General features: G+C 53.1%; 20 protein-coding genes. 11 read left to right on the top strand and 9 right to left on the bottom strand.

Features of this window, described 5'->3' with window-relative positions:
• Positions 1-100: 100 nt before the first annotated feature.
• The 7 genes from CYPRO_RS07760 (at position 101) to CYPRO_RS07790 (ending at position 6226) form a co-directional block, all read left to right on the top strand.
• Complete coding sequence (locus CYPRO_RS07760; RefSeq protein WP_114984073.1) at positions 101-547, top strand: Hsp20/alpha crystallin family protein; 447 nt, start codon at positions 101-103, stop codon at positions 545-547.
• A 203-nt stretch (positions 548-750) separates the two neighbouring features.
• Positions 751-1296 (top strand): TlpA family protein disulfide reductase, encoded by a 546-nt coding sequence (locus CYPRO_RS07765; protein WP_114984074.1) that lies wholly within the window; start codon positions 751-753, stop codon positions 1294-1296.
• A complete protein-coding gene (locus CYPRO_RS07770) occupies positions 1296-2177 on the top strand; it encodes an aminotransferase class IV (protein ID WP_114984075.1) in 882 nt (293 codons plus the stop codon). Before CYPRO_RS07765 ends, CYPRO_RS07770 begins: the two co-directional genes overlap by 1 nt.
• Positions 2177-3490 carry an anthranilate synthase component I family protein gene (locus CYPRO_RS07775; protein WP_114984076.1) on the top strand — a complete coding sequence of 438 codons (1314 nt, stop codon included), beginning with the start codon at positions 2177-2179 and terminating at the stop codon, positions 3488-3490. Before CYPRO_RS07770 ends, CYPRO_RS07775 begins: the two co-directional genes overlap by 1 nt.
• A gap of 135 nt (positions 3491-3625) precedes the next feature.
• Complete coding sequence (locus CYPRO_RS07780) at positions 3626-5128, top strand: sigma 54-interacting transcriptional regulator (protein ID WP_114984077.1); 1503 nt, start codon at positions 3626-3628, stop codon at positions 5126-5128.
• A 108-nt stretch (positions 5129-5236) separates the two neighbouring features.
• Positions 5237-5455 (top strand): 50S ribosomal protein L31, encoded by a 219-nt coding sequence (gene rpmE / locus CYPRO_RS07785; RefSeq protein ID WP_114984078.1) that lies wholly within the window; start codon positions 5237-5239, stop codon positions 5453-5455.
• 126 nt (positions 5456-5581) lie between these two features.
• Positions 5582-6226: an MBL fold metallo-hydrolase gene (locus CYPRO_RS07790; protein ID WP_114984079.1), complete on the top strand. Its 645-nt coding sequence runs from the start codon at positions 5582-5584 to the stop codon at positions 6224-6226.
• An 853-nt stretch (positions 6227-7079) separates the two neighbouring features.
• Here CYPRO_RS07790 and CYPRO_RS07795 read toward each other — a convergent pair.
• The 6 genes from CYPRO_RS07795 to pyrE form a co-directional block, all read right to left on the bottom strand.
• On the bottom strand, positions 7080-7694 hold the full coding sequence (locus tag CYPRO_RS07795; protein WP_114984080.1) for a tetratricopeptide repeat protein: 615 nt from the start codon (positions 7692-7694) through the stop codon (positions 7080-7082).
• Positions 7695-7749: 55 nt separating this feature from the next.
• Entirely contained in the window at positions 7750-8304 is a 555-nt protein-coding gene (locus CYPRO_RS07800; RefSeq protein ID WP_240644861.1) for an LptE family protein, read from the bottom strand.
• On the bottom strand, positions 8301-9641 hold the full coding sequence (locus CYPRO_RS07805) for a sigma-54 interaction domain-containing protein (RefSeq protein ID WP_114984081.1): 1341 nt from the start codon (positions 9639-9641) through the stop codon (positions 8301-8303). Before CYPRO_RS07805 ends, CYPRO_RS07800 begins: the two co-directional genes overlap by 4 nt.
• 103 nt (positions 9642-9744) lie before the next feature.
• The gene (miaB, locus tag CYPRO_RS07810) at positions 9745-11187 is read right to left on the bottom strand and encodes a tRNA (N6-isopentenyl adenosine(37)-C2)-methylthiotransferase MiaB (RefSeq protein ID WP_333472998.1); all 1443 of its coding nucleotides are present in this window, start codon (positions 11185-11187) and stop codon (positions 9745-9747) included.
• 64 nt (positions 11188-11251) lie between these two features.
• Complete coding sequence (locus CYPRO_RS07815) at positions 11252-11767, bottom strand: hypothetical protein (protein ID WP_114984082.1); 516 nt, start codon at positions 11765-11767, stop codon at positions 11252-11254.
• A gap of 54 nt (positions 11768-11821) precedes the next feature.
• Positions 11822-12469 (bottom strand): orotate phosphoribosyltransferase, encoded by a 648-nt coding sequence (gene pyrE, locus CYPRO_RS07820; protein WP_114984083.1) that lies wholly within the window; start codon positions 12467-12469, stop codon positions 11822-11824.
• Between the two features lie 136 nt (positions 12470-12605).
• Between pyrE and CYPRO_RS16430 the strand changes: the two genes are divergently transcribed.
• The 3 genes from CYPRO_RS16430 (at position 12606) to CYPRO_RS07835 (ending at position 16976) form a co-directional block, all read left to right on the top strand.
• Positions 12606-13052, top strand: a complete 447-nt coding sequence (locus CYPRO_RS16430; RefSeq protein ID WP_164682641.1) for a hypothetical protein — start codon at positions 12606-12608, stop codon at positions 13050-13052.
• Complete coding sequence (locus tag CYPRO_RS07830) at positions 13049-13477, top strand: hypothetical protein (protein ID WP_124245567.1); 429 nt, start codon at positions 13049-13051, stop codon at positions 13475-13477. The genes CYPRO_RS16430 and CYPRO_RS07830 overlap by 4 nt, the downstream gene beginning before the upstream one ends.
• Before the next feature lie 1303 nt (positions 13478-14780).
• Entirely contained in the window at positions 14781-16976 is a 2196-nt protein-coding gene (locus CYPRO_RS07835) for a PKD domain-containing protein (protein WP_124245568.1), read from the top strand.
• Positions 16977-17944: 968 nt separating this feature from the next.
• Here the strand turns inward: CYPRO_RS07835 and CYPRO_RS16560 are convergent.
• The 3 genes from CYPRO_RS16560 to pgsA form a co-directional block, all read right to left on the bottom strand.
• Positions 17945-18106, bottom strand: coding sequence for a hypothetical protein (locus tag CYPRO_RS16560; RefSeq protein WP_164682643.1), 162 nt, complete (start codon positions 18104-18106; stop codon positions 17945-17947).
• A 272-nt stretch (positions 18107-18378) separates the two neighbouring features.
• The gene (locus tag CYPRO_RS07845; RefSeq protein ID WP_240644862.1) at positions 18379-18864 is read right to left on the bottom strand and encodes a phosphatidylglycerophosphatase A family protein; all 486 of its coding nucleotides are present in this window, start codon (positions 18862-18864) and stop codon (positions 18379-18381) included.
• Positions 18836-19480 carry a CDP-diacylglycerol--glycerol-3-phosphate 3-phosphatidyltransferase gene (gene pgsA / locus CYPRO_RS07850; RefSeq protein ID WP_114984088.1) on the bottom strand — a complete coding sequence of 215 codons (645 nt, stop codon included), beginning with the start codon at positions 19478-19480 and terminating at the stop codon, positions 18836-18838. The genes CYPRO_RS07845 and pgsA overlap by 29 nt, the downstream gene beginning before the upstream one ends.
• A gap of 186 nt (positions 19481-19666) precedes the next feature.
• Here pgsA and CYPRO_RS07855 point away from each other — a divergent pair, with 186 nt between their 5' ends.
• Positions 19667-20953 (top strand): competence/damage-inducible protein A, encoded by a 1287-nt coding sequence (locus tag CYPRO_RS07855; RefSeq protein ID WP_114984089.1) that lies wholly within the window; start codon positions 19667-19669, stop codon positions 20951-20953.
• The last annotated feature ends 4 nt before the right edge of the window (positions 20954-20957 follow it).

Here is a 20957-nt window from a genome sequence, read left to right on the forward strand (position 1 = left end):
AGTTGGCATTGGGCCGGAAGGAGTGGCACAGGCTTTGCCTTTTCTTAGGTGAAATTGAAACTCAAAAAAATCACAAATAACCTTTAAAAGGAGAATTGCCATGACACTCGTAAGATTCCGCAACGATCATAACACTGACAACATGATCCCAAGAACCTTTTCTGAAATGCTCGACACTTTCTTCGACACCGCAAACGCAACCCGCGCCATTGACCGCAACGGTATGTTCCATCCCGGCGTCGATATTGTAGAGCATGACAATAAGTTCGAGATTCAGGTCACCCTGCCGGGGCTGAAGAAAGAAGAAATCAACATCGAACTCGAAGACAATACCCTAACCATCAGCGGTGAGCGCCGTTACGAAAACGAAGACAAAACCAAGAAGTATCACCTCGTTGAAACCCGCTACGGCAAGTTCACCCGCTCTTTCACCCTGCCGCGCAACATCAACCGCGACAGCATTCAGGCCGCCATGCAGGACGGTATCCTGAGCGTAACCATCGACAAGAGCGAAGAAGCCGTAAGCCGCAAAATCGAAATCGGATAAGCTTCACCGCTGAAATTAAAAACAGGGTAATACCCATCAAAGGCCGGTCTGCCAGGTGCAGGCCGGCCTTTTGTTTTTTTGGCTTGGGGATGATGATATTTTTCTTGGACCATCCATTTTCAGCCCAATAAAGAAACTTCTGATGGGATTCAGCGGGTCATCCGGCTTAATGATGTTTTCACCCGCACTGCCTATATTGCGACATGCGACTTGATCAAAAATATTTTATTCCGTTTATGCTGGTTGTGGCCGGCATTTGTGTGGTGCTCATCATTTATTTTAACCTGCGCTTCATGGGCTCGCAGCAGCAGCGATTTGCCGAGCGCGTGGGCGACGGGCAGGAACATCTTGAGCAGCGCTACCCCGCAATTTTTGAAAGCGGCAGCATTACGCCCGCTGAACTAAGCGGAGAGCAGCCCCTCATTCTGTTATTCTGGGCTTCATGGTCAGGACGCGCCGATGAAGCGCAGCAGGATTTGTTCCGCCGCATTCAGACCCACGGCTCGGAAGCGGTCGTAATATCGGCAGCGGTTAAAGACGACGCCGGGCACATCCGCGAAATCAAAGAAGCGCACGGCTTACCGTTTATTTTTGTGGATGGCACCGAACATTATAATGAAGTGCGTCTGCCCGGTCTGCCGAGCTTGCTGGCTTTTCGGCCCGATGGCAGCCTGTTCGGCTCACGACTGGGATTTTCCGGTCCTGAAGACTACGACTTTCTCGATGCACTACTGAGCACGGAACCCTGATGGCGCAGCCGGCAGTGTTCAACCGAAAGCTGGTTTCGCGGGAAGAAGCCGTCCTCCCGGCTGATGCGCGGGCCCTTGCCCTTGGCGAAGCCTGTTTTGAAACCTTACGCGTGTATCCCGGTGGAAAAGTGCTCGGATTCCGGCAGCACCTCGACCGGCTGATGCGCGGACTCACGCAGCTCGGCTTTGATCCGCAGTATCACGCGCAGGCATTCCATCCCGATACCGCCGCCGCCGAACTCCTGCAGCTGATTGATCAGTGCGGACTTAGCGAAACTGGGGCGCGCGTTAGGATTCAGGCCGGACGCGCAGACTGCAGCGGCATTCGCGCAGACGCACCGCCGGTCTTTTTTTGTATGATGATGGCAGCCGCCTTCGAACCGCAAAGCCGGGCCGTAGCCCTGCATGCGGGGGACTTTCGCCGCATACCGCCCGACGCATGGGATGCCTCCGTAAAATGGAGTTTTTATCAGCCTGCGGTACAGGCACTACGTACGGCGCATAACGCGGGCTTCGACGATACGCTGTTTTGGGATGCGGCCGGTAACCTGGCTTGCGGGGCGCTGTCGAACATTTTTCTGATCAGCGGAAGCGCGGTATCTACACCATCCCTGGAAAGCGGCGCCCTGCACGGCATTACGCGCGGCCTGATCTGTGAAGCCCTCGCTGATGCAGGCATTCCGGTGCAGGAACGCCATCACAGTCCTGCGGATGTACAATCGGCTGAAGCCCTTTTCCTTACAAGCTCCCTGCGCGAAATTGCGCCGGTTGCGCGGCTTGGTAAGCGCAAAAAAGCGGTGAATCATCCCATGCTGCAGCGTGTTTGCACGGTCTTTGAAACCTACCGAAACCAAAACCTCAACCCCCTGCACAAGCTGTAATGCCGCACTTCATAGCTCCGGCGCATTTCGACGCGCTCATCCGCCGACTCAGCGGGCAGATGCCGGTCGTGATGCTGGAAACACAGCAAAACGGGGATGCGCTGGTTGCGGCAGGCGCCCGCGCTATCCTGCAGTGCCGGGATCACACAGCGACTTTTCATAAGGCCTCAGGTGCCATCACCCGAAAAAAACAAAACCCCTGGCACGCCCTGCACGACTTCCGGTCGGAATGGTCCGGGCAGTGGATGTTCGGCTATCTCGGCTATGATCTCAAAAACGGACTTGAGCGGCTGCATTCCGCGAATCCCGACCCGGTCAGCGCACCGGATTTGTGGCTGATGGTGCCTGAACGGGTGCTGCGTTACGCCGCCGGTAGCGGCACGCTGGACGTGACGGAAGGACCGGAGCTGCCCGAAACCTGGCTTGCTCCCCCGACAAACTTGTGCGCAACAGCGGATGCGTTTCGTTTTGAAATTGAAACAGGAACGGAGACAGATCGGGCGCGCTATCTTGACATCATCCGGCAGGCACAGCGGGCCATTTTTGAAGGGGATTATTACGAAATCAATCTCAGTCGACAGCTATCCGGTACCTATGAAGGCGATCCGTTCGCGCTGTATGCTGCAATGCGCGCGCGTGGACCGGTACCATTCGGGGCCTGGCTCGCATTCGGCGATTTTCGGGTATGCTGCGCTTCCCCCGAGCGCTTTCTTAAACGAGCCGGGAACCGGCTGATTTCAGAGCCAATCAAGGGTACGGCCCCCGTTGCCGCTTCCGATGCTGAGAATGCACAAATTGCAGCCGCGCTCCTGGCTTCGGAGAAAAACCGCGCAGAAAATCTCATGGTTGTGGACCTGGTGCGCCATGATTTCAGCGCCGTTTGTGCGGCAGGCAGTGTGCAGGTACCGGAGCTGTTCGCCATCAAAAAATTCGGTACGGTCCATCAGATGATTTCTACCGTGACGGGCGAGCTGCGATCAGGCGTCAGCTCAGTTGAAGCCCTTGCGGCCTGTTTCCCCATGGGCTCCATGACGGGCGCCCCCAAAATCAGTGCAATGCGGGATATTGAAAAGCTGGAGACATACCGCCGGGGTATTTACAGCGGGGCCATCGGTTACATCAGTCCGGAAGATGATTTCGATTTCAATGTGGTGATTCGTACGGCCATCTGTCGCAACGGACGGCTCTTTTACGCAACAGGTGGCGCGATTACCGCTGACTCCGAACCCGCTGAAGAGTGGGATGAGACGCTGGTTAAAAGCCGGGCGCTCACCCAAGCCGCTGTTTCCGCAACAGCGCTCCAAAAGCGATAAGTCATTTTGTGATCAGTACCTTTTCGCTGAATTAAATAGGAAAGCTTTTAGTTTTAACAGGGCAGAAGCTACAGGCGCAGCTTGGTGAAGTGGTCCATCTGCGCGTAAATCCAAATTGAAAAAAAGGCATATACTATGGATACAAGCGCCAAAACGCTTGGACAACTCAAAGCTACCGGCTGGCAGCCCAAATCAGTTAAAGAAGAAATCAGAAACAATCTGATGACAGCCCTGAAGAACAAGGATACGCTTTTTGAAGGCATAAAAGGCTACGAAAAAACGGTTATTCCGCAGCTTCAGCACGCCTTACTTTCCAGGCATGATTTTATTCTTCTTGGTCTGCGGGGGCAAGCTAAAACCCGACTAATCCGCATGATTCCGCAACTCCTTGACCCGTTCATGCCCGTTGTGGAAGGCTCTGAACTCATGGACGATCCCTTTGCGCCCATTTCCCCCTTCGCCAAAAACCTTGTGGCAGAAAGGGGAGATGAAACCCCGATTACGTGGGTGCCAAGGCAGCACCGGTTTGCGGAAAAGCTTGCCACCCCCGATACAAGCGTAGCCGATCTCATCGGAGACGTTGACCCGATCAAAGCCGCAACCGAAAAGCGCACGCTTGCCGACGAGCTTGTCATCAACTACGGTCTGATTCCGCGTATGAACCGCGGCGTTTTTGCCATCAACGAATTACCAGATCTGCAACCGCGCATTCAGGTAGCCTTGCTCAACATCATGCAGGAGCGCGATATACAAATCCGCGGTTTCAACATCCGTATCCCCCTTGACGTGCTCATGGTGTTTACTGCCAACCCGGAAGATTATACGAACCGGGGCAACATCATCACCCCGCTCAAAGACCGGATTGATTCTCAGATCATCACGCACTATCCTAAATCCATTGATGTGGGTGTGGAAATTACAGGGCAGGAAGCCTGGGTTTCCCGTAACGGGAGCGCGACAAACATCCCGTACTTTGTGCGCGAAATTGTGGAACAAGTTGCTTTTGAAGCCCGCAAGTCAGAGTTTGTGGATCAAAAAAGCGGGGTGTCGGCGCGCATGTCCATCACAGCCATGGAACAGCTTGTTTCCGCTGCGGAGCGTCGGAGTATTCTCACCGGTGAACCCGTTTCAGTTCGGATCAGCGATCTGTATCACATGGTTCCGGCCCTGACCGGGAAGCTTGAGCTTGTGTATGAAGGCGAACAGGAAGGTGCTGTGAATGTGGCCAAAGTGCTGATTGGTAAAGCCGTCAACACCATTTTCAAAAAGTATTTCCCGGATCCGCAGAACAGAAAGCAAAGCGGTGCGGCCTTTCAGTCGGTGCTGCAGTGGTTTGGAAAGGGTGGAAAGGTAGAGCTTGCCGACGATTTGCCGCAGGCTGCGTATCAGCAAAGGCTTGCTGCCGTGGATGGACTCGAGGATTTGGTGCGCAAGCAGGTGAAACCATCTGCCGCAAGCGAGGCCTTCATTTTTATGGATTTCGTGCTCGATGCCCTTCATCAGAATTCAATGCTTGGACGGGAAGACCTTGACCTGAACATGACCTACAGCGATATGGTGGGCAGTATGCTCGGTTCGCTTGGCAAGTTCGGGGACGATGATGCCGATGACAATGATGATCCGGCGCAGTATTTCTGACGGGTCATGCCGATTGCTTCGCAGCATAAAAGCTTGCGTTGCAACTCAGCTTAAACTTGCCTATCTTTCGAATCTGTTTACAATTAGCCAAGCAACGAATAGTTCATCATGCCCAAAAAAGATATACATCCCGAATACAACGAAGTCACGATTGTGATGAGTGATGGTTCTGAGTTTGTAACCCGCAGCACTATGAAGACCAAAGATGGTACTTACCGCGCTGAGGTTGACTCCAAAAATCACCCTTTTTACAACGAAAATCTGAAAATGATTACTGCAACCGGCCGTGTTGATAAGTTCAACAAGCGCTATGGCAAGAAATCATAAGTCAGACCCGTCAGGTTTTTCCATAAGGCGATACTCTTTCTGAGGGTCTCGCCTTTTTTTATTAGATGAACATCCGGCTTCACCCCAAACCTTATTGCTCAACCTTTCCGCTTTTTCGCTGTTGCTATGATTACGATTGAAACCCTTACAGTAAATCCATTCAGCCAAAACACTTTTCTGCTGATCCGCGACCGTGCCGCCCTGCTGATTGATGCCGGTTTTTCCAAAGCTTCCGAGCTCAATCAGATGATTGACCTGCTTGATGATCACAAAGCGCAGCTTAAAGCCATTGTGATTACGCATGCGCATGTTGATCATGTTATGGGTCTGCAGCGGGTGCTTGACCGTTTTGATGTGCCCGTGTATATGTCGCACGCGGATATGTATCTCTGGGAAAACTCTCACAAACAAGTGGAGATGTTCGGTGTTTCGATGCGGCCCTTTGACTTTATCCCGGAGCCGCTTCCGCACGATGCAGCCTGTGAAATCGCAGGCTTCCGCTTCCTGAGTCTCTTCACCCCGGGACATGCCCCGGATCACGTTTCTCTTTATTTTGAGGAAGACGGTTTCGTAGTTGCCGGGGATGTGCTGTTCAACGGCAGTATCGGACGCACCGACCTTTACAAAGGAGATTTTGAGCTGTTGAAGAAATCGATTTTCGAAAAAATTTACACCCTGCCCGAGTCAACAGAAGTGTACTGCGGCCATGGTCCGAAAACCATTGTTGGACATGAAAAGAAATTCAATCCCTTTGTGAAAGCGGAAGCGTAGCCGAAGGATGTATTTTGACCGCGGACGGCGGATGGCAGACCGCAGATTGCGGAAAGTGGAATGCCGAATTAACTTTTTGGGGGATTTCCCGCGGCGTTGATCGGAGCTTCCATGCATTGAGATCTCTTACATGATGCTTTGATTACGTTTTGCGGCAGTGCGTACGGTTGGGGCTTTGACTGCGCCCTTTTCATGTCCCGATGTTCGGGATGACACTTTACTAAATGTCAAGCGGCCTTCGCGACAAAAGGCGTGGCTCGCCGCGCCGTGGTTTTCAATTCGACACTGTCATCCTGAGCGGAGCCGGAGGCGGAGTCGAAGGATCTGGGGATGGAGCTTGGGATTTTGGTTCAGACGCCCTGTTAATCCGTGCTCTGTTTATGTACCGGACCCCCGAAGCCCCCACGGCGTCATCCCGGAAACGCCTACGCAGGTGCTTGATAAATATCAGTATAGACCACCGGCGTTATCCGGGATCTACCAGTTTTGGTGTGTGTCAATGCCGGTAGCAGGCATTCTCGTGCGGGTTTAGCCAATTTAGAACAAACATCCCAAACCCGCTATTACATCGCGACAGCGCCACCTTGGCAGATCCCGGATAATGCTGCATAACTTTGGTGTGGTTAAAATATGCCGAAATGCAGCATTTCCGGGATGACGGGACTCGGGTGGGTTGGGACCAGAAAAATCATCACAATTCCCGCCTGTCTTTATTCAATTCGCTTGCTTTGCAAACCCTTGCTATTCAGGCCCCAAGCCCAGCACAACGAGAGCCTTCGACTGCGCTGCGTTTCGCTCAGGATGACACTCATAACCACCTCAATCTCGGGCAGTACTCATCTTTGCCCAGGCTTTAAAGCGATTTCAGGCGGGTGATTTCTGCTTCGCAGTGTGCGGCCCGGGTTTCGTCTTGCTTTGCGATAGTTTGCAGCACTTTGATGGCTTCTTCAATGCGGTTTTGTTTCTCGTAGATGCCTGCGAGGGTGAGGGTCGCAAGGTCTTCGCTGCGGTTGACTGCCGGCTGTTTGGCTTTGGGTGCTTCCTCTGATTGCTTCATTCGGATGCGGGTAGCTTCCGGATTGGACAGCTGCTGTATGAGACGATCGATATCCACAAAAAAGCGCTGATCTTTTTCAGGAAGCCACTGCTGCTGCACGGTCGCGTCATCGGAGAGCACCGGTAGCCAGGCTTCGAAACCGTCGGGGTGCTGGAAGTAGTAGGGGAGATAATGAAAAAAGGGCGAACCCGGGGCAAAGGCTTTGGCCATTGCAGCGCACTTGAGCGCGTTAACCTGATCGCCCGATTGCAGATACAGCCAGCCCAGTAAAAAATAACCCACTGCGTCGTTGCCGCGGCGCTTGAGATGTTTGTGAAGTCCTTCGATGGCCTTATCCGGTTTGCGTTCAAAAAGCTCTACATGACTTTTTAGCGATTCCGGAAGCGGGAAGGGGAAGGATTTCATCATCATACAAAAAATAAAAAACGATGGATTTTATGGGAATGAAAGCGGGCCTCAGCTGCACCTACCAGCTGCCGAGCGCGTCGTTGAACATGTTACGGGCGATGGTCTGCATGGCTTCAAGGGCAGCTTCACGCTCACCGTCGATGGGGTCTTCATTGGGATCGAACTCAAACACGCCGTTGAAATTGCGGGTCCACTCCGGCTCGTCACGGTCCTGAAACTGATAGGTCGCGCGGACCGTGATTTCAACCCGGTTCAAATCGGTGCGGTCGTCGCCGGAAACGCTGAAGGGGCGGTTACGATAGTTCGTAATGGTGCCCTCGAAGAAAATATCGGCCTCATCAGGATTTGAAGACAGCCGCAGCCGGCTTTGGTTTACAAAACGATTGATGAGCGCTTCGTTGAGATCTTCGGAGAGAAATCCAAGACCGGAATTAGAGTTGTCCGGAAAGAAGGGAATGTACACCGTGCGGACTTCCGAAGGGATGGAAACGCCGGTAAAGCTGTAGGTGAAACAGCCCGCAAGCAACAGACACGCAGCCGCTGCGCTCATAAGCGCGTAAAGTCGGTTTTTGATAAGCCGGTTCATGGGCATGGGTGCGCGGGCGGGCTTCACGGTTGGAGTCCGTACTGATCGATTTTGCGGTAAAGCGTGCGCTCGCTCATGCCGAGCGTTTCAGCCGTTTTGCGGCGGTTGCCGTCGAAGCGCTCGAGCGCGTACTGAATCAGGAACTTCTCTGTCTGTTCGATGGAAGGCACGTCATCAAGTTTGCGAAGGTAATCAAGAAGGGTCGGTTCTTCGGGGGCTTCTTCGGTTTGGACTTCCGTCCCGCGCTTACCTTCGGGCTGAATTCCGCGCCCGGCCTGCGTCCCTTTGCCGCCCGGGTAGCCTTCCGATTCATAATTCCAGCCCGGCTCGCGGTACCCCTGCTGATAAGGGCTGTCGCCGCTGACCGGCGCACCAAGCAAAGGCAGAGATCGCAGGGGCTTGCCGTCGGGGTTCATGCTGCTGTAAATAAGGGTGCCCAGCATTTTTTTGATGTCCGAAATTTCGGTCCGCAGCTCCAGAAGCGTCGCATAAAACATGTGCCGCTCGCGCTCATCCGACTGCTCCCGGTACCCGCTGCCAATCGCCATCGGCAGGTTATCGGTTGAGCCGTGATGTTGCCGGCCTTTGAGATACTTTTGCAGCTTCTCGGCGGTCACAAACTGCGACTTCTCCAGCACGACCAGCTGTTCGGCCACATTCCGCAGCTCGCGGATGTTGCCTGGCCAGCGGTAGGAAACAAGAAGCTCTTTGGCGTCATCCGAAAAGCCCTGAAACACGGAATCATACTTGCGGGCATAATCTTCCACAAACTTCCGGAAAATAAGGGGGATATCTTCCTTGCGGTTGCGCAGGGGCGGGATGTGAATGGTCACCGTGTCAAGGCGGTAATAGAGATCTTCGCGGAAATGTCCTTTCTGCACATCATCCCATAAATCACGGTTGGTAGCGGTGATAATGCGGACATCGGTCTTGCTTACAACACTTGATCCGACCCGGTAATACTCGCCGTTTTCGAGTATGCGCAAAAGCTTGACCTGCACATTCTTGGGCGTATCGCCGATTTCATCCAGAAAAATGGTGCCGCCGTTGGCCATTTCAAAATAGCCCTGCCGCGCCTGATCAGCCCCGGTAAAGGATCCCTTCTCATGACCAAAAAGCTCGCTCTCGATGATGCCTTCCGGAATGGCTCCGCAGTTGACAATCACCAGTTTTTTATCCTTGCGCTCGCTCAGTCCGTGAATCACCTTCGCCATCACATCTTTACCGACGCCGCTTTCCCCGCGCAGTAAAATGTTGATTTTCGTAGGCGCGACCATCGCCGCCTTGTTAAGCACGCGCATAAGGCTTTCGGAATGACCGATAAGCCCGTATTTGTCCTGAATCTTGCGAATGTTCTCGTTCATTTGATCAAATCCTGTAGGTAATGTTGACCTTCTGTGCAGCCTGCCGCCTCCCAAAGAAAAAGGCAGACCGGCATGAAGCGGACTGCCTTATTAAGACGGAAACTTACACGCGAACCGGCTCAGCTTTTAAATCCGCATATTCAGACTGACTGAAAGCTTGTATGGAGCTGCGTCCGAGCGGCTTGCCTTTCAGCGTTGCGGCAGTTCTGTCCGTAATCCGAACCTTCACATACTCGCCGGGCTGATAGTCCATGCGATCGAAAACCACCATCTTATTGGTATCGGTACGACCGCTGAGCTGCGCCGCATTGCGCTTGCTTTCACCTTCGACCAATACAAGATGTGTGCGCCCGATTTCTTCACGGTTGAGAGCCGCCTGATTCCGCATTTGCAGCTCGATAATTTCAGAAAGCCGGCGCTTTTTAACCTCCTCGGGGATGTCATCCTCGAACTTGCGGTGTGCCAGCGTGCGCTCGCGCTCGGAATAGGCAAACATATAGGCAAGGTCGTAGCGCACAATATCCATAAGCGAAAGCGTATCTTCATGCTGCGCTTCGGTCTCCCCGCAGAACCCGGTGATGATATCCGTAGAAAGCGCAACCCCCGGAATAATTTCCTTCATGCGGTCAATCAGGCTGAGATAGGCCTCGCGGGTGTACGGACGCCGCATGCGTTTCAGCACTTCGCTGTTACCCGACTGCGCCGGGATATGGATATAGTTACAGATATTGGGCCGCTCATTGATAATGCTCAGCAACTCATCAGGGAAATCTTTCGGATGAGAAGTCGAAAAGCGAATCCGCATTTCAGGATCAACAAGGCTTGCCCGGTACATGAGCTCAGCGAAGGTTGTGCCGTTATCATTGTACGAATTCACATTTTGCCCGAGAAGCGTCACCTCGCGGTAACCATTTTCGCTGAGCTGACGAATTTCATCCAAAATCGAATCAATCGAACGGCTGCGTTCACGTCCGCGGGTAAAAGGCACGACGCAAAACGAACACATATTGTCACAGCCGCGCATAATCGAAACGAAAGCCGTAACCCCGTTACCTGTAGTGCGCACCGGAGCAATATCGGCATAGGTTTCTTCGAGAGAGAGAATCACGTTCACGGCTTTACGACCGTCATCAACCTGCGCGAGCAGGTTCGGGATATCGCGGTAGGCGTCGGGACCAACCACAAGATCGACCAGCTTTTCTTCATCCAGAAACTTCTCCCGGATACGCTCGGCCATGCACCCCAGCACCCCCACAATCTGATCTTGCTGATTCTTATTTCGAACCGAGCGAAAGTACTTCAGGCGATCCCAGACTTTGCGCTCAGCATTATCCCGGATGGAGCAGGTGTTCACAAAAACAATATCGGCCTGTTCAGGACTCGCAGCTGCCTTATGCCCCTGATCGGTCATAATAGAATTCACGATTTCAGAGTCAGAAAAATTCATCTGACAGCCGTAGGTTTCAATAAAATATGTTTTTTGTTCCAAGATCTTCAGTACTACGTGTTGGTGTGTGGAAATGAAAGTGAGCCGTTTTTCAGCCAAACCTAAAGATAATCAATTTTAGCGGTTTTGACACCTTTGGGCTGACTTTTTGGCAGAAGCAAACTCAGCCCGATCTCCGGAACCGGATACGAAGCTGTTCGGTGCGCTGAAGTGCTTCACTCACGCTGCGGCTGTCCGGCAAGGAAGGCGGAAGGGCAGTATCCTCAAAAGGTGAATCCTCAAAAACATCCGGATTCCACAAAGCCCGCTGCCGGTCGGTTTCGGGTATGTAGCCTGAAATCCGGGAAGCCGGCAGCTCAAGCAGCTCATGATGAAACCGGTGCCAGCTGTTATGCAGCCGCTGAAAAAGCAGAAACAGCCCCGAAACCAGGCGCTCATCCCCGCTGTCGTCGCAGGCCTGATATAAATTACGGTAGCGCTGAAGGTCCAGACAAATGGATTCAAGCTGCGCACACAGCGCTTCATGTCGCGCCTCCGGACCAAGCGCCTCCGCGGTATCTGCCGCTTCAGCCTCATACCGGCTCCGGTTATACTGCAGCCGCTGCAGCGTACCAAGCGCAAGCAACTGCGCGGTCGACCAAAACTGCAGATCGCCGGTGGGCTCTCCTGATGGATTCATGCCGGGCTTACCTTATATATGGCTAAAAAACGAATGACGCAGATGGTGCTGACCTCACAAACCTTTCGGCCAGGTTTCCGGATCCTGCCGCCAGGCCGTAAGCAGCTCAAGATCTTTCTGCGCAACAAAACCGAACTTGACCCCCGCTTCGAGCAGGGTATCATAATTGGTAAGCGCATTCACCTTTAACTCTTTCTCCTCAAAACGCGACGCTGCCTGCGTAAACCCATAGTTGAAAATAGAAACAATGCCCAGCACCTCAACGCCGATAAACTGCAGGGCTTTGGCAACGGAAATCGCAGATTCGCCCGTAGAAACCAAATCCTCAATAATCACCGCCTTTTCCCCTTTCTGAATGCCGCCCTCAATCTGATTGGTCGTGCCATGCTGTTTCGGCTTGCTGCGAACATACGCCATAGGCTTATTCATCCGATCAGCAATCCAGGCCGCATGCGGAATACCCGCCGTTGAAGTCCCCGCAATCACATCCGTATCCGGATAGGTCTCCCGGATAAAGGCAGTAAACTCATCCGCAATTTTAGCACGAAGCTCCGGAAAACGCAGCGTCAGGCGATTGTCGCAATAAATAGGAGAATTCCAGCCGGAAGTCCAGCGAAACGGCGTATGCGGACGCAGAATAACAGCATTAATCTCGAGCAGGCTGATCGCAAGCTCCTTGGCGAAAGTCGGGTTAATAATCATCTTGTAAAATATTCTGATATGAAAAAAGCCTGCAACAGGCTTCAAAAAAAGTGATAGAGCAGATGTAGGGTGCTGAAACGATCAGATAAAAAAACAGCCTGAAAGTCTGAATATACAGCAGTTGCACCACGCCACAGTGCAGAATCAAACAGGGTGCAATGGTGAACAAATTAGCCTGATAAAATACTTTAAAATCACAAAAATTCAAATAAAGGACCTGCGGACAAACCAAAACCCGCACACAAAACCCCACAAACCAAACCCAAAAGGCTACGGCGGCAACAGTAGCGGCAACGGCAGCAGCAGCTGCAACGCCAAACCGCACACCGAACCACAAAGCCCTGCCACCAAACGCACGGGCATGCCAAGGCTCTTATTTTTTTGGGTAAAACTCAGAGAACATCAAGGGCGCACAGACAGATTGACACCCCCCAAATCGAAGATCAATGCGTTGCTTTTTTTCCTCAGCAGACGACAGATTTCAGACCGCCGACCGCCGACCGCCGACCGCCGATTGCAGATTGCAGAAAAGACGGGTTTGAATCTGCCGAATTCAGTGAGCAAGGTTTGTACGGTTTTTTGATAGAAGTTTTGGCCCCGCTTAACCCTCCAAGGGTTCCTTATGTTTGGCGCTGGGAGATTGAAGTCAACTTTCGAGAGCAGAAAACCCTGATGGGCTGCGGGCAGGCACAGGTGCGCAACCAGCACTCCGCCGAAGGTGTACCTAAGTTTGTTACAGCGGTGTACAGTCTGTTACTGCTTGCCGCTGAACACTGCAGCAGGCAGAATGATCCACCGGTCCAAATGCTGCAACGTGCCAAGTGGTACCCCGAGAAAGAAAACAGCAGGTGGACGACAGGAGACATTTGTAACCGCTTCAGGGCGGAATACTACAGCAAAGCCATAGGGGTGAGTTTTGACGGCTTCATGAACAAAAGGTACCGAAAGCAGAACCACCTAAAACTGCTAAACCCGGCTTTATCGGCCATGATTAGCATCAGAACTTAGCCAAACTCCAGTAACCCTCCAAGGGTTCCTAAACCCTTGGAGGGTTTCATTTTATCCCCATCTTGACCTTAATATTATATGGGATATAAAACTCCCCTGTTGAGAGGGGCATTATCACTGTGTCACCGCATAGTATGTCAGTGTATCATTTTTAGGCTATAATGTTGTTAATATTTGGGATACAAAACTCCCCTCTCGAGAGGGGTGGCCCCGGTAGGAGTTTGTTAGGGTCTGTGGCGCCGGAATTATTTTTACACTCTTTCAACGCCCAGATGGTGGCGGGACGGGGTGTGGGAATGCTGACCGAAGCCTATTTATTTCAGTGCAGGCTGAGTCGCTATAAAAGGAAGGAACGAGGCTGGTGCGACTCCGGAAATAATTTACCAGCCGTATCCGCAATGGCTGCGCACGATTCGAGACGCAACTCCTGATGGTATGCCGCCCTTTCAGGGCTCTATTTGTGTGGGGCCGCAATCCCGGGGTTGTCACCCCGGGCTGTGGTATGCCGCCCTTTCAGGGCTGTGGTTACGTTGGGGTAATTCTTTTTTTGAGCTCATTACAATTGTGTGATGTCTTTTTTCGTGGCGTACGCCGCCCCAATCCCGGCACTGGGGCACTCACACCCCGCCCGTTCGCAGGCGGACACTTAGGTCCGCCCCTACAACCCGGGCACCCCTCTCGCAGAGGGGAGTTTTGGTCCCGTGGCGTTGCAGGACTCTTAGCCAAAAAATAAGAAAGAAATTAAGGTATCGAAGCTATTATTATCACGGGACTTACCAATTCCCATCTCGAGAGGGGTGGCCCCGGTAGGAGTTTGTTAGGGTTTGTGGTGCCGGAATTGTTTTTGCACTCTTTCAGCGCCCCGATGGTGGCGGGACGGGGTGTGGGAATGCTGACCGAAGCCTATTTATTTCAGTGCAGGCTGAGTCGCTATAAAAGGAAGGAACGAGGCTGGTGCGACTCCGGAAATACATTACCAGCCGTATCCGCAATGGTTGCGCAAGAATCGAAACGCACCCCCGAAGATATGCCGCCCTTTCAGGGCTCCATTTGTGTGGGGCCGCAATCCCGGGGTTGGCACCCCGGGCTGTGGTATGCCGCCCTTTCGGGGCTGTGGTTACGTTGGGGTAATTCTTTTTTTGAGCTCATTACAATTGTGTGATGTCTTTTTTCGTGGCGTACGCCGCCCCAATCCCGGCACTGGGGCGGTCACACCCCGCCCCGTCACCACCGGTGGGCGTTTCCGGTTGGTGCTTTTCGGCGCTACGGCCTGCGCCTTTCTTGCTGCCTTTAACAGCTGTTTTTGCGTATTTTGGAGCTGTGGGTTCTTGCTGACGCCCATCTTAATATCCAAACATCAGCCCTTTCTTTTTTTGCTGCCATGCCAATGAAAATGCCTATGCCAATGCTTAAGCCGATCTTTCGCTTCTTTTGCGAGTGCTGCCGCCTGTGCGGCGCCGCTTTCCGTCTGCCCGCCGCGGCCTTTTGGGGTGTGCTGGCGCTCACGGCTGCCCTTTTTATGCTGACGGGCTGCGATTCCCCATCCGCACCCGACGACGCGCCCGCAATTTCATCCATCACCTGGACGCCCGCCGCGGCCATCGACGGGCGGGACAACACCTACACGCTCACCGTCAGCAATGCCGACGGTATCGAACAGGTGCAGGTGCGCGGGCTCAACGACCCCGCATATTCGCAGACCTTTACCGGTATCGGCGCTGACACCTTCACCACCGAAATCACCCGCACCTACAGCCTGGCCAACACCCATCCCCGCATCATTGTGTATCAGGTGATGGTCACCAGCGCGGGCGGCCATGAGAGCGGGCGGAACTTCAACGTGAGGGTAGCCCCGCAGCAGAATGTGAGCCTGCAGGTCACCGTGCTGTCGGAGCGCGCCTGGCCCATGCCCGGCGACGAGCTGCGCTACCGCATCCAGGCGCAGGGCAACGGCGATGCGCTCACCGAGCTCAGCATGGATTTCGGGGACGGCACCCTGGCCACCTTCCCGCTGAGCGGACACGAGCTGGATAAGACGCTCACCCACACCTACACCGACAGCGGCCTGTACGACTGGCAGGTACAGGTGCACAACGATATCGGGCAAAGCAGCACCCAAACCGGACAGACCAGCATCCGAAGAACCTTCACCATTGACCTTCCAACAACAGCGCTAACACTTACATATAACACTGAAGGTGTAGGGCAGCTTGGAGCTATAACTGAGCCAGACAATACGGCGAGCCTGAGATTTATAAGCAGAGACGGCGAGGTAGATCAAACTTTTTACGCACAAAACGGAAGAATAACAGGCCAAATTCCTGAAGGAGAGTTCAGAGCAAGATTTAACTCAGAGTACAGCCAACTAAACAGAATGATGGTGCACAGAGGAATTCACGCAGATGAAACCCAGTATTTGAGTCATGTACACAACGGCGAAAAAAGCTGGCTTGTGAGAGGATACAGCTCGACAAGAGAGCACCTCGTTGATAGTAATGTGGATTGGTTCCTTGATATTTCGGCAGATGTAGATACGAGGATTGAAACCCTGAAAGGCGTTTACATAGACCAGGGATGGGTGTCGCCGCCAAGACTTTTAGATGTTTACGCGTTTTCAGTTTTTGCAAACGCTCAAAACTTTAGAGCTGAGGAAGCTTTAATAGTTCCATTAATAAAAACTCTGGGAGGCATAGAAGAGACACAATACGTAGTTCACAATTGGGGTAATCCGACCATGGACTGTACTGGTTGGATAATCGGAGAAATGCCAAGACCTGAACAGTGTGTGGATCAGAAAAGAATAGAGCGTGGTTGGGATCCAATATCATCTCTTCCAGACGGAGGAGCAAACCCTCCGGGAGTTATACCTCCTGATTTGGAGTATACAAAAAACAGCTTCAACCAGTACATGAACCGGCTAAAAGGGATATGGAACAGTGCTATTGTTGGGGGAAATCCATACAACATAGAAATAGTCGGAGGCTTCTCGCCAGATCTTACCCAGTATTTGAATGGTTGGCTTGTTCAAAGAAGCGGCGGGACAGTCGATCTTTTTAGTCCAAAACGAAATGTATTTTTTATATCTCACAATATTGGTGCGGGAACAGAATTTTTTGATGCTGCACGTGTTTCTGCGGGGGGTCAGTTTTATATCCCGCTCTCTAGCTATATGATAGTTCCGGGGATGAATGTTGTGGGCTTTGATAACGAGAGTACATTCTGGGGTCAACCAAGGGAAGGCAGAAATCAAAACCAGGAACCCATTTGCGCCTACTCCATCAGGGATAGTACTATTGATACTTCATGCGACCCTTTTCCTGAAGGGTTTACTGAGTATGACGGTGTGATTACTGCCATTGCAACCATGTTTGGAACGTATTCCCAATCACAAAAAACTGATTGGGATAGATTGATGATAGGTAATGCTAATATGGACGGCTTTAACGTACTACTGCCAAGACAAGGGTATCAATTCAGCGAAGCACACCCGGGCCGCTGAGGAGGGGGCATTTTTCAGTGTGTCACAGCACAGTATGTCAGTGTGTCATTTTTGGTTATGATGTTGTTAATATTTGGGATATGAAACTCCCCTCTCGAGAGGGGATTTTCAGTATGTCACCGCACAGTATGTCAGTGTGTCATTTTTAGGCTATAATGCTGTTAATATTTGGGATACAAAACTCCCCTCTCGAGAGGGGTGGCCCCGGTAGGAAATTGTTAGGGTTGATGATGCCTGAGCAGTCTCCAATCTCTTTCAACGCCCCGATGGTGGCGGGACGGGGTGTGGAGATGCTGGTCGGAGGCAACAAATTAATTAACCACCACAGTGGCAAATGGTGGGGCACCCCTAAGGCTGGAAACAGATCATTTGCCCCAACGACCGCGCGTAGAGGTGCGTTGATTTGAAACGTGATAAATCGAGACGCGGTAAATGGAGACGCGATGAATCGCGTCTCTACAATTTCGGATATCAAAATCAAATCCAAGAAACTGAATTTGTTCTCTCAAATACCATCTACAAAGAACCCGTCATTCCGGAAATGCTGCAGCGCGGGACCGAATAGCCTGCACAAAGCCAGAGCAGCATTATCCGGGATCTACCAAGCCTGAACTACCGCAATGCAATAGCTGACCTGGGAAGCCGGAACCACAAAGACCCCGGTCGCCATTGGAGGCCCAACTACCGGCATGGTCACAGGCCGAAGCTGGTAGATCCCGGATAACGCCGTTGAGCTAAGGTTTTATTTATCAATATCCTGCGCAGGCGTTTCCGGGATGACGCCGTTGGGGGGCTCCGGGACATAAACAAAGCACGGATTTATTGAGCGTCCGAACCAACCTCCCAAACCCCATCACCAGATCCTTCGACTCCGCCTTCGCTGCGCTCCAGCTCCGCTCAGGATGACAGGGGCATTTTCCAAAACCCCCGGCGCGGCTTGCCGCGCCGTTTGATGCGAGGCGTCGCTGTCATCCTGAGCGGAGCGTAGCGGAGTCGAAGGATCTGGTTGTGGAGGGCTCCGTTGCGTTGATCCATATCGGGGCAAGACAACCGCAGGAGATCTCACGTGAGGCTTCGATGGGCTGCCGGGGCAGGCCGGTTTGTTGGGGCTTTAATAGCGGCGTTGCCATGCCCGGCTGTTTGGGATGACTCGTTTATTTACTTTTGGAGTAATCGTCTGCCGTCTGCCGTCCAAAAAAAGCAACGCCTTCATCTTCGATTTGGGGGTTCTCAATCTGTCACGAAGCCCCTGATGCTCTCTGAGTTTTCCCCAAAAAAATAAAAGCCCGACCTGCCCGTCAGGCGGGTGTTCGGGCTATGGGTTGGGATCTGTTGGCGGAGAATATGCTGTGCGGTTAGGCCGCAAGCCGGATCTTTGTCGGGGCTTGCGTTATGGGTGCTATCACAAAAACATAATCAGCAGTTTGAGGAGGAGGAGGGCGTAGAGGCCGGCGAGGAGGTCGTCGGCGAGGATGCCGAGGGGGGAGGGGAGTTTTTCGGCTTTTTTGATGCCGAGGGGTTTGGTGATGTCGAAAATCCGGAAGAGGATGAAGCCTGCAAGGAGGATCGGGATGTCGGTTGCGAGACTGCCGGTGAAGCTGATGCCGATGAAGGGGACGGCCTGACCTGCCCATTCGTCGGCGACAAAGAGGGCGGGGTCGTCGCTGTAGGCGCGTTCGAAGCCGGGCGCGGTGAACAGACTTGCGGCAATCCAAATCAGGAGGAAGGCGGCGATGCCGGTGGGGCCGGCGATTAGCCCGGCGCCGTAGATGAAGGGGAGGGCGGCGAGGCTTCCGGCCGTGCCCGGTGCTTTGGGAGTCAGTCCGGAGCCCAGGCCGGTACCGAGCCAGAAGGCGATGTTACGCGGATGGGGTGGCTTTTTTTCCAAAAAGGTCACGGTTTTGGAGTACGTATTCGAGGCCGGTGTACACGGTAAAGGCCATCACCCCGAAATACATCCAGGTCAGTATGCCGGTTTGGATGAGCCATGCTTCCACAAATTGCTGCAGGGCGGGTATCATGAGCAGGGTGAAGGAGAGCAGGGCGATGTAGAGAAAAATGAGCTGAACGGCAGTTTTGAGCTTGGCGGAGTAGCTTGTGCTCATGCTGAAGCCCTGTTTGCGGGCAAGGGTGCGCATCCAGGTGATGAGCAGGTCGCGCCCCACAATGAGGCCAAAGGCCCACCACGGAAACAAATCGGGGCTGAGGATACACAGGGAAGCGAAGCCGAGAAAGGTGAGAATTTTATCGGCAAGGGGATCCATGAAGTTTCCGAATTCGGAGTGCGCTTGCAGCAGGCGCGCGAGGTAGCCGTCGAGGTAGTCGCTGATGGCCGCTACCGTGAATACGATTACGGCAGCAAGCCGCAGCACCCAGTCTTCCTGCAGAAAGAGGACCAGAAACACCGGTGCAAGCATGATACGCATGAGCGTGAGCAGGTTCGGAATCCGCTTCAGGGCAGGGTAATCGGCAGCGTTAAAGTTTGAATTCGGAAAAAGGGCCATGAACTTTGTTTAGGGTTTGTTGGTCGCCCAAAATAACCGAAATGCGCACGAATAAAAAGCGGGGACATGCCCGGCTTTGGGGCATAAATTTCACAGCACCGCTCCGTGCGTTTGGTTATTTTGATAAACTTACATTTTTAGTATGCTGACAAACAAACCGACGGACTTCATCCAACTTTTTCATTCATGAGAGCAAGCATTCTCACGATCGGCAACGAGTTGCTGATCGGCGACATCATCAACACCAATGCCGCCTGGATCGGCACTTTCCTGACCGAGCATGATATCGAGCCGGTACGCAGCGTAACGGTCGGGGACAGCGAATCGGAAATTGTGCACCATTTAAAGGACTGTGCAAAGGTATCGGAGCTTATCATCATAACCGGCGGCCTGGGTCCGACGCACGATGATGTTACCAAACACACCCTACTGCGCTACACCGGCGGCTCCTTCACCGAACACAAGCCGACGCGTGATTTCATTGAATATAACTTTGAAAAGCGCGGCATTCCGGTTTCCAAGTCCAATCTGGCACAGGCCATGGTGCCGGATACCTGTGAGGTGCTGTTCAATAAAGCCGGTACGGCACCCGGCATGTGGTTCGATTTTGAGGGCGTCGTGCTTGTTTCCCTGCCCGGCGTGCCGTCGGAGATGAAATATTTAATGGAGAAGGAGGTCTGGCCGCGGCTTGCGCAGAAGCTGGGCGCCAACGGTACGCTGTTCCGGCATTACATGCACACGGCGGGCATTGGGGAAAGCACCCTGAGCGATATTGAAATCGGGGACATCAGCGACAAGCTGGTAGATGGGGTGCAGCTTGCTTTTCTGCCGCATTCGCACGGGGTCGGACTTCGGATTTCCGCAACCGGCACGACCGCTGAAATGGCACGGGCCCGTGCGCTGCCGCTGATTGAGCACATCCGGCGCAAAGCGAGTGAGCACATTTATTCGGAAGTGCAGGGAGATGATCTGCCCGCTGCCGTAGGCCGCTTGCTGGAGCACAGCAAAAAGACCATTGCCACCGCCGAAAGCTGTACCGGCGGACTCCTGGGCAGCATGATTACCGATGTGCCGGGCAGCAGCGGCTGGTACAACGGCAGTATCATCGCCTATCAAAACGAACTCAAAACGAGCTTACTTGGGGTGCCGGCGGAAATCCTGCAACAGCACGGGGCGGTGAGTGCCGAAACTGCGCTTATTATGGCCAAAGCCGCTGCCGAAAAGCTGGGCGCGGATGTCGGCCTGAGTACGACCGGCATTGCCGGACCCGGGGGCGGCACCGAAGAGAAGCCGGTAGGGCTGGTCTGGTTCGGCTATTACGACGGCGAGCGGCATTTTGCCATGCGGGCGCAATTTTTCAAAAACCGGAAAATGAACAAAGAACGCACGGCTTTGGTCGCGCTCGATATTACCCGGCGCGTGCTCACCGGTATCACCCGCATGCCCTACGACGCCCCGGTCGTCGTTGGCTGAGGCG

It is taken from the genome of Cyclonatronum proteinivorum (assembly GCF_003353065.1).
In the GTDB taxonomy this organism is placed as follows: domain Bacteria; phylum Bacteroidota; class Rhodothermia; order Balneolales; family Cyclonatronaceae; genus Cyclonatronum; species Cyclonatronum proteinivorum.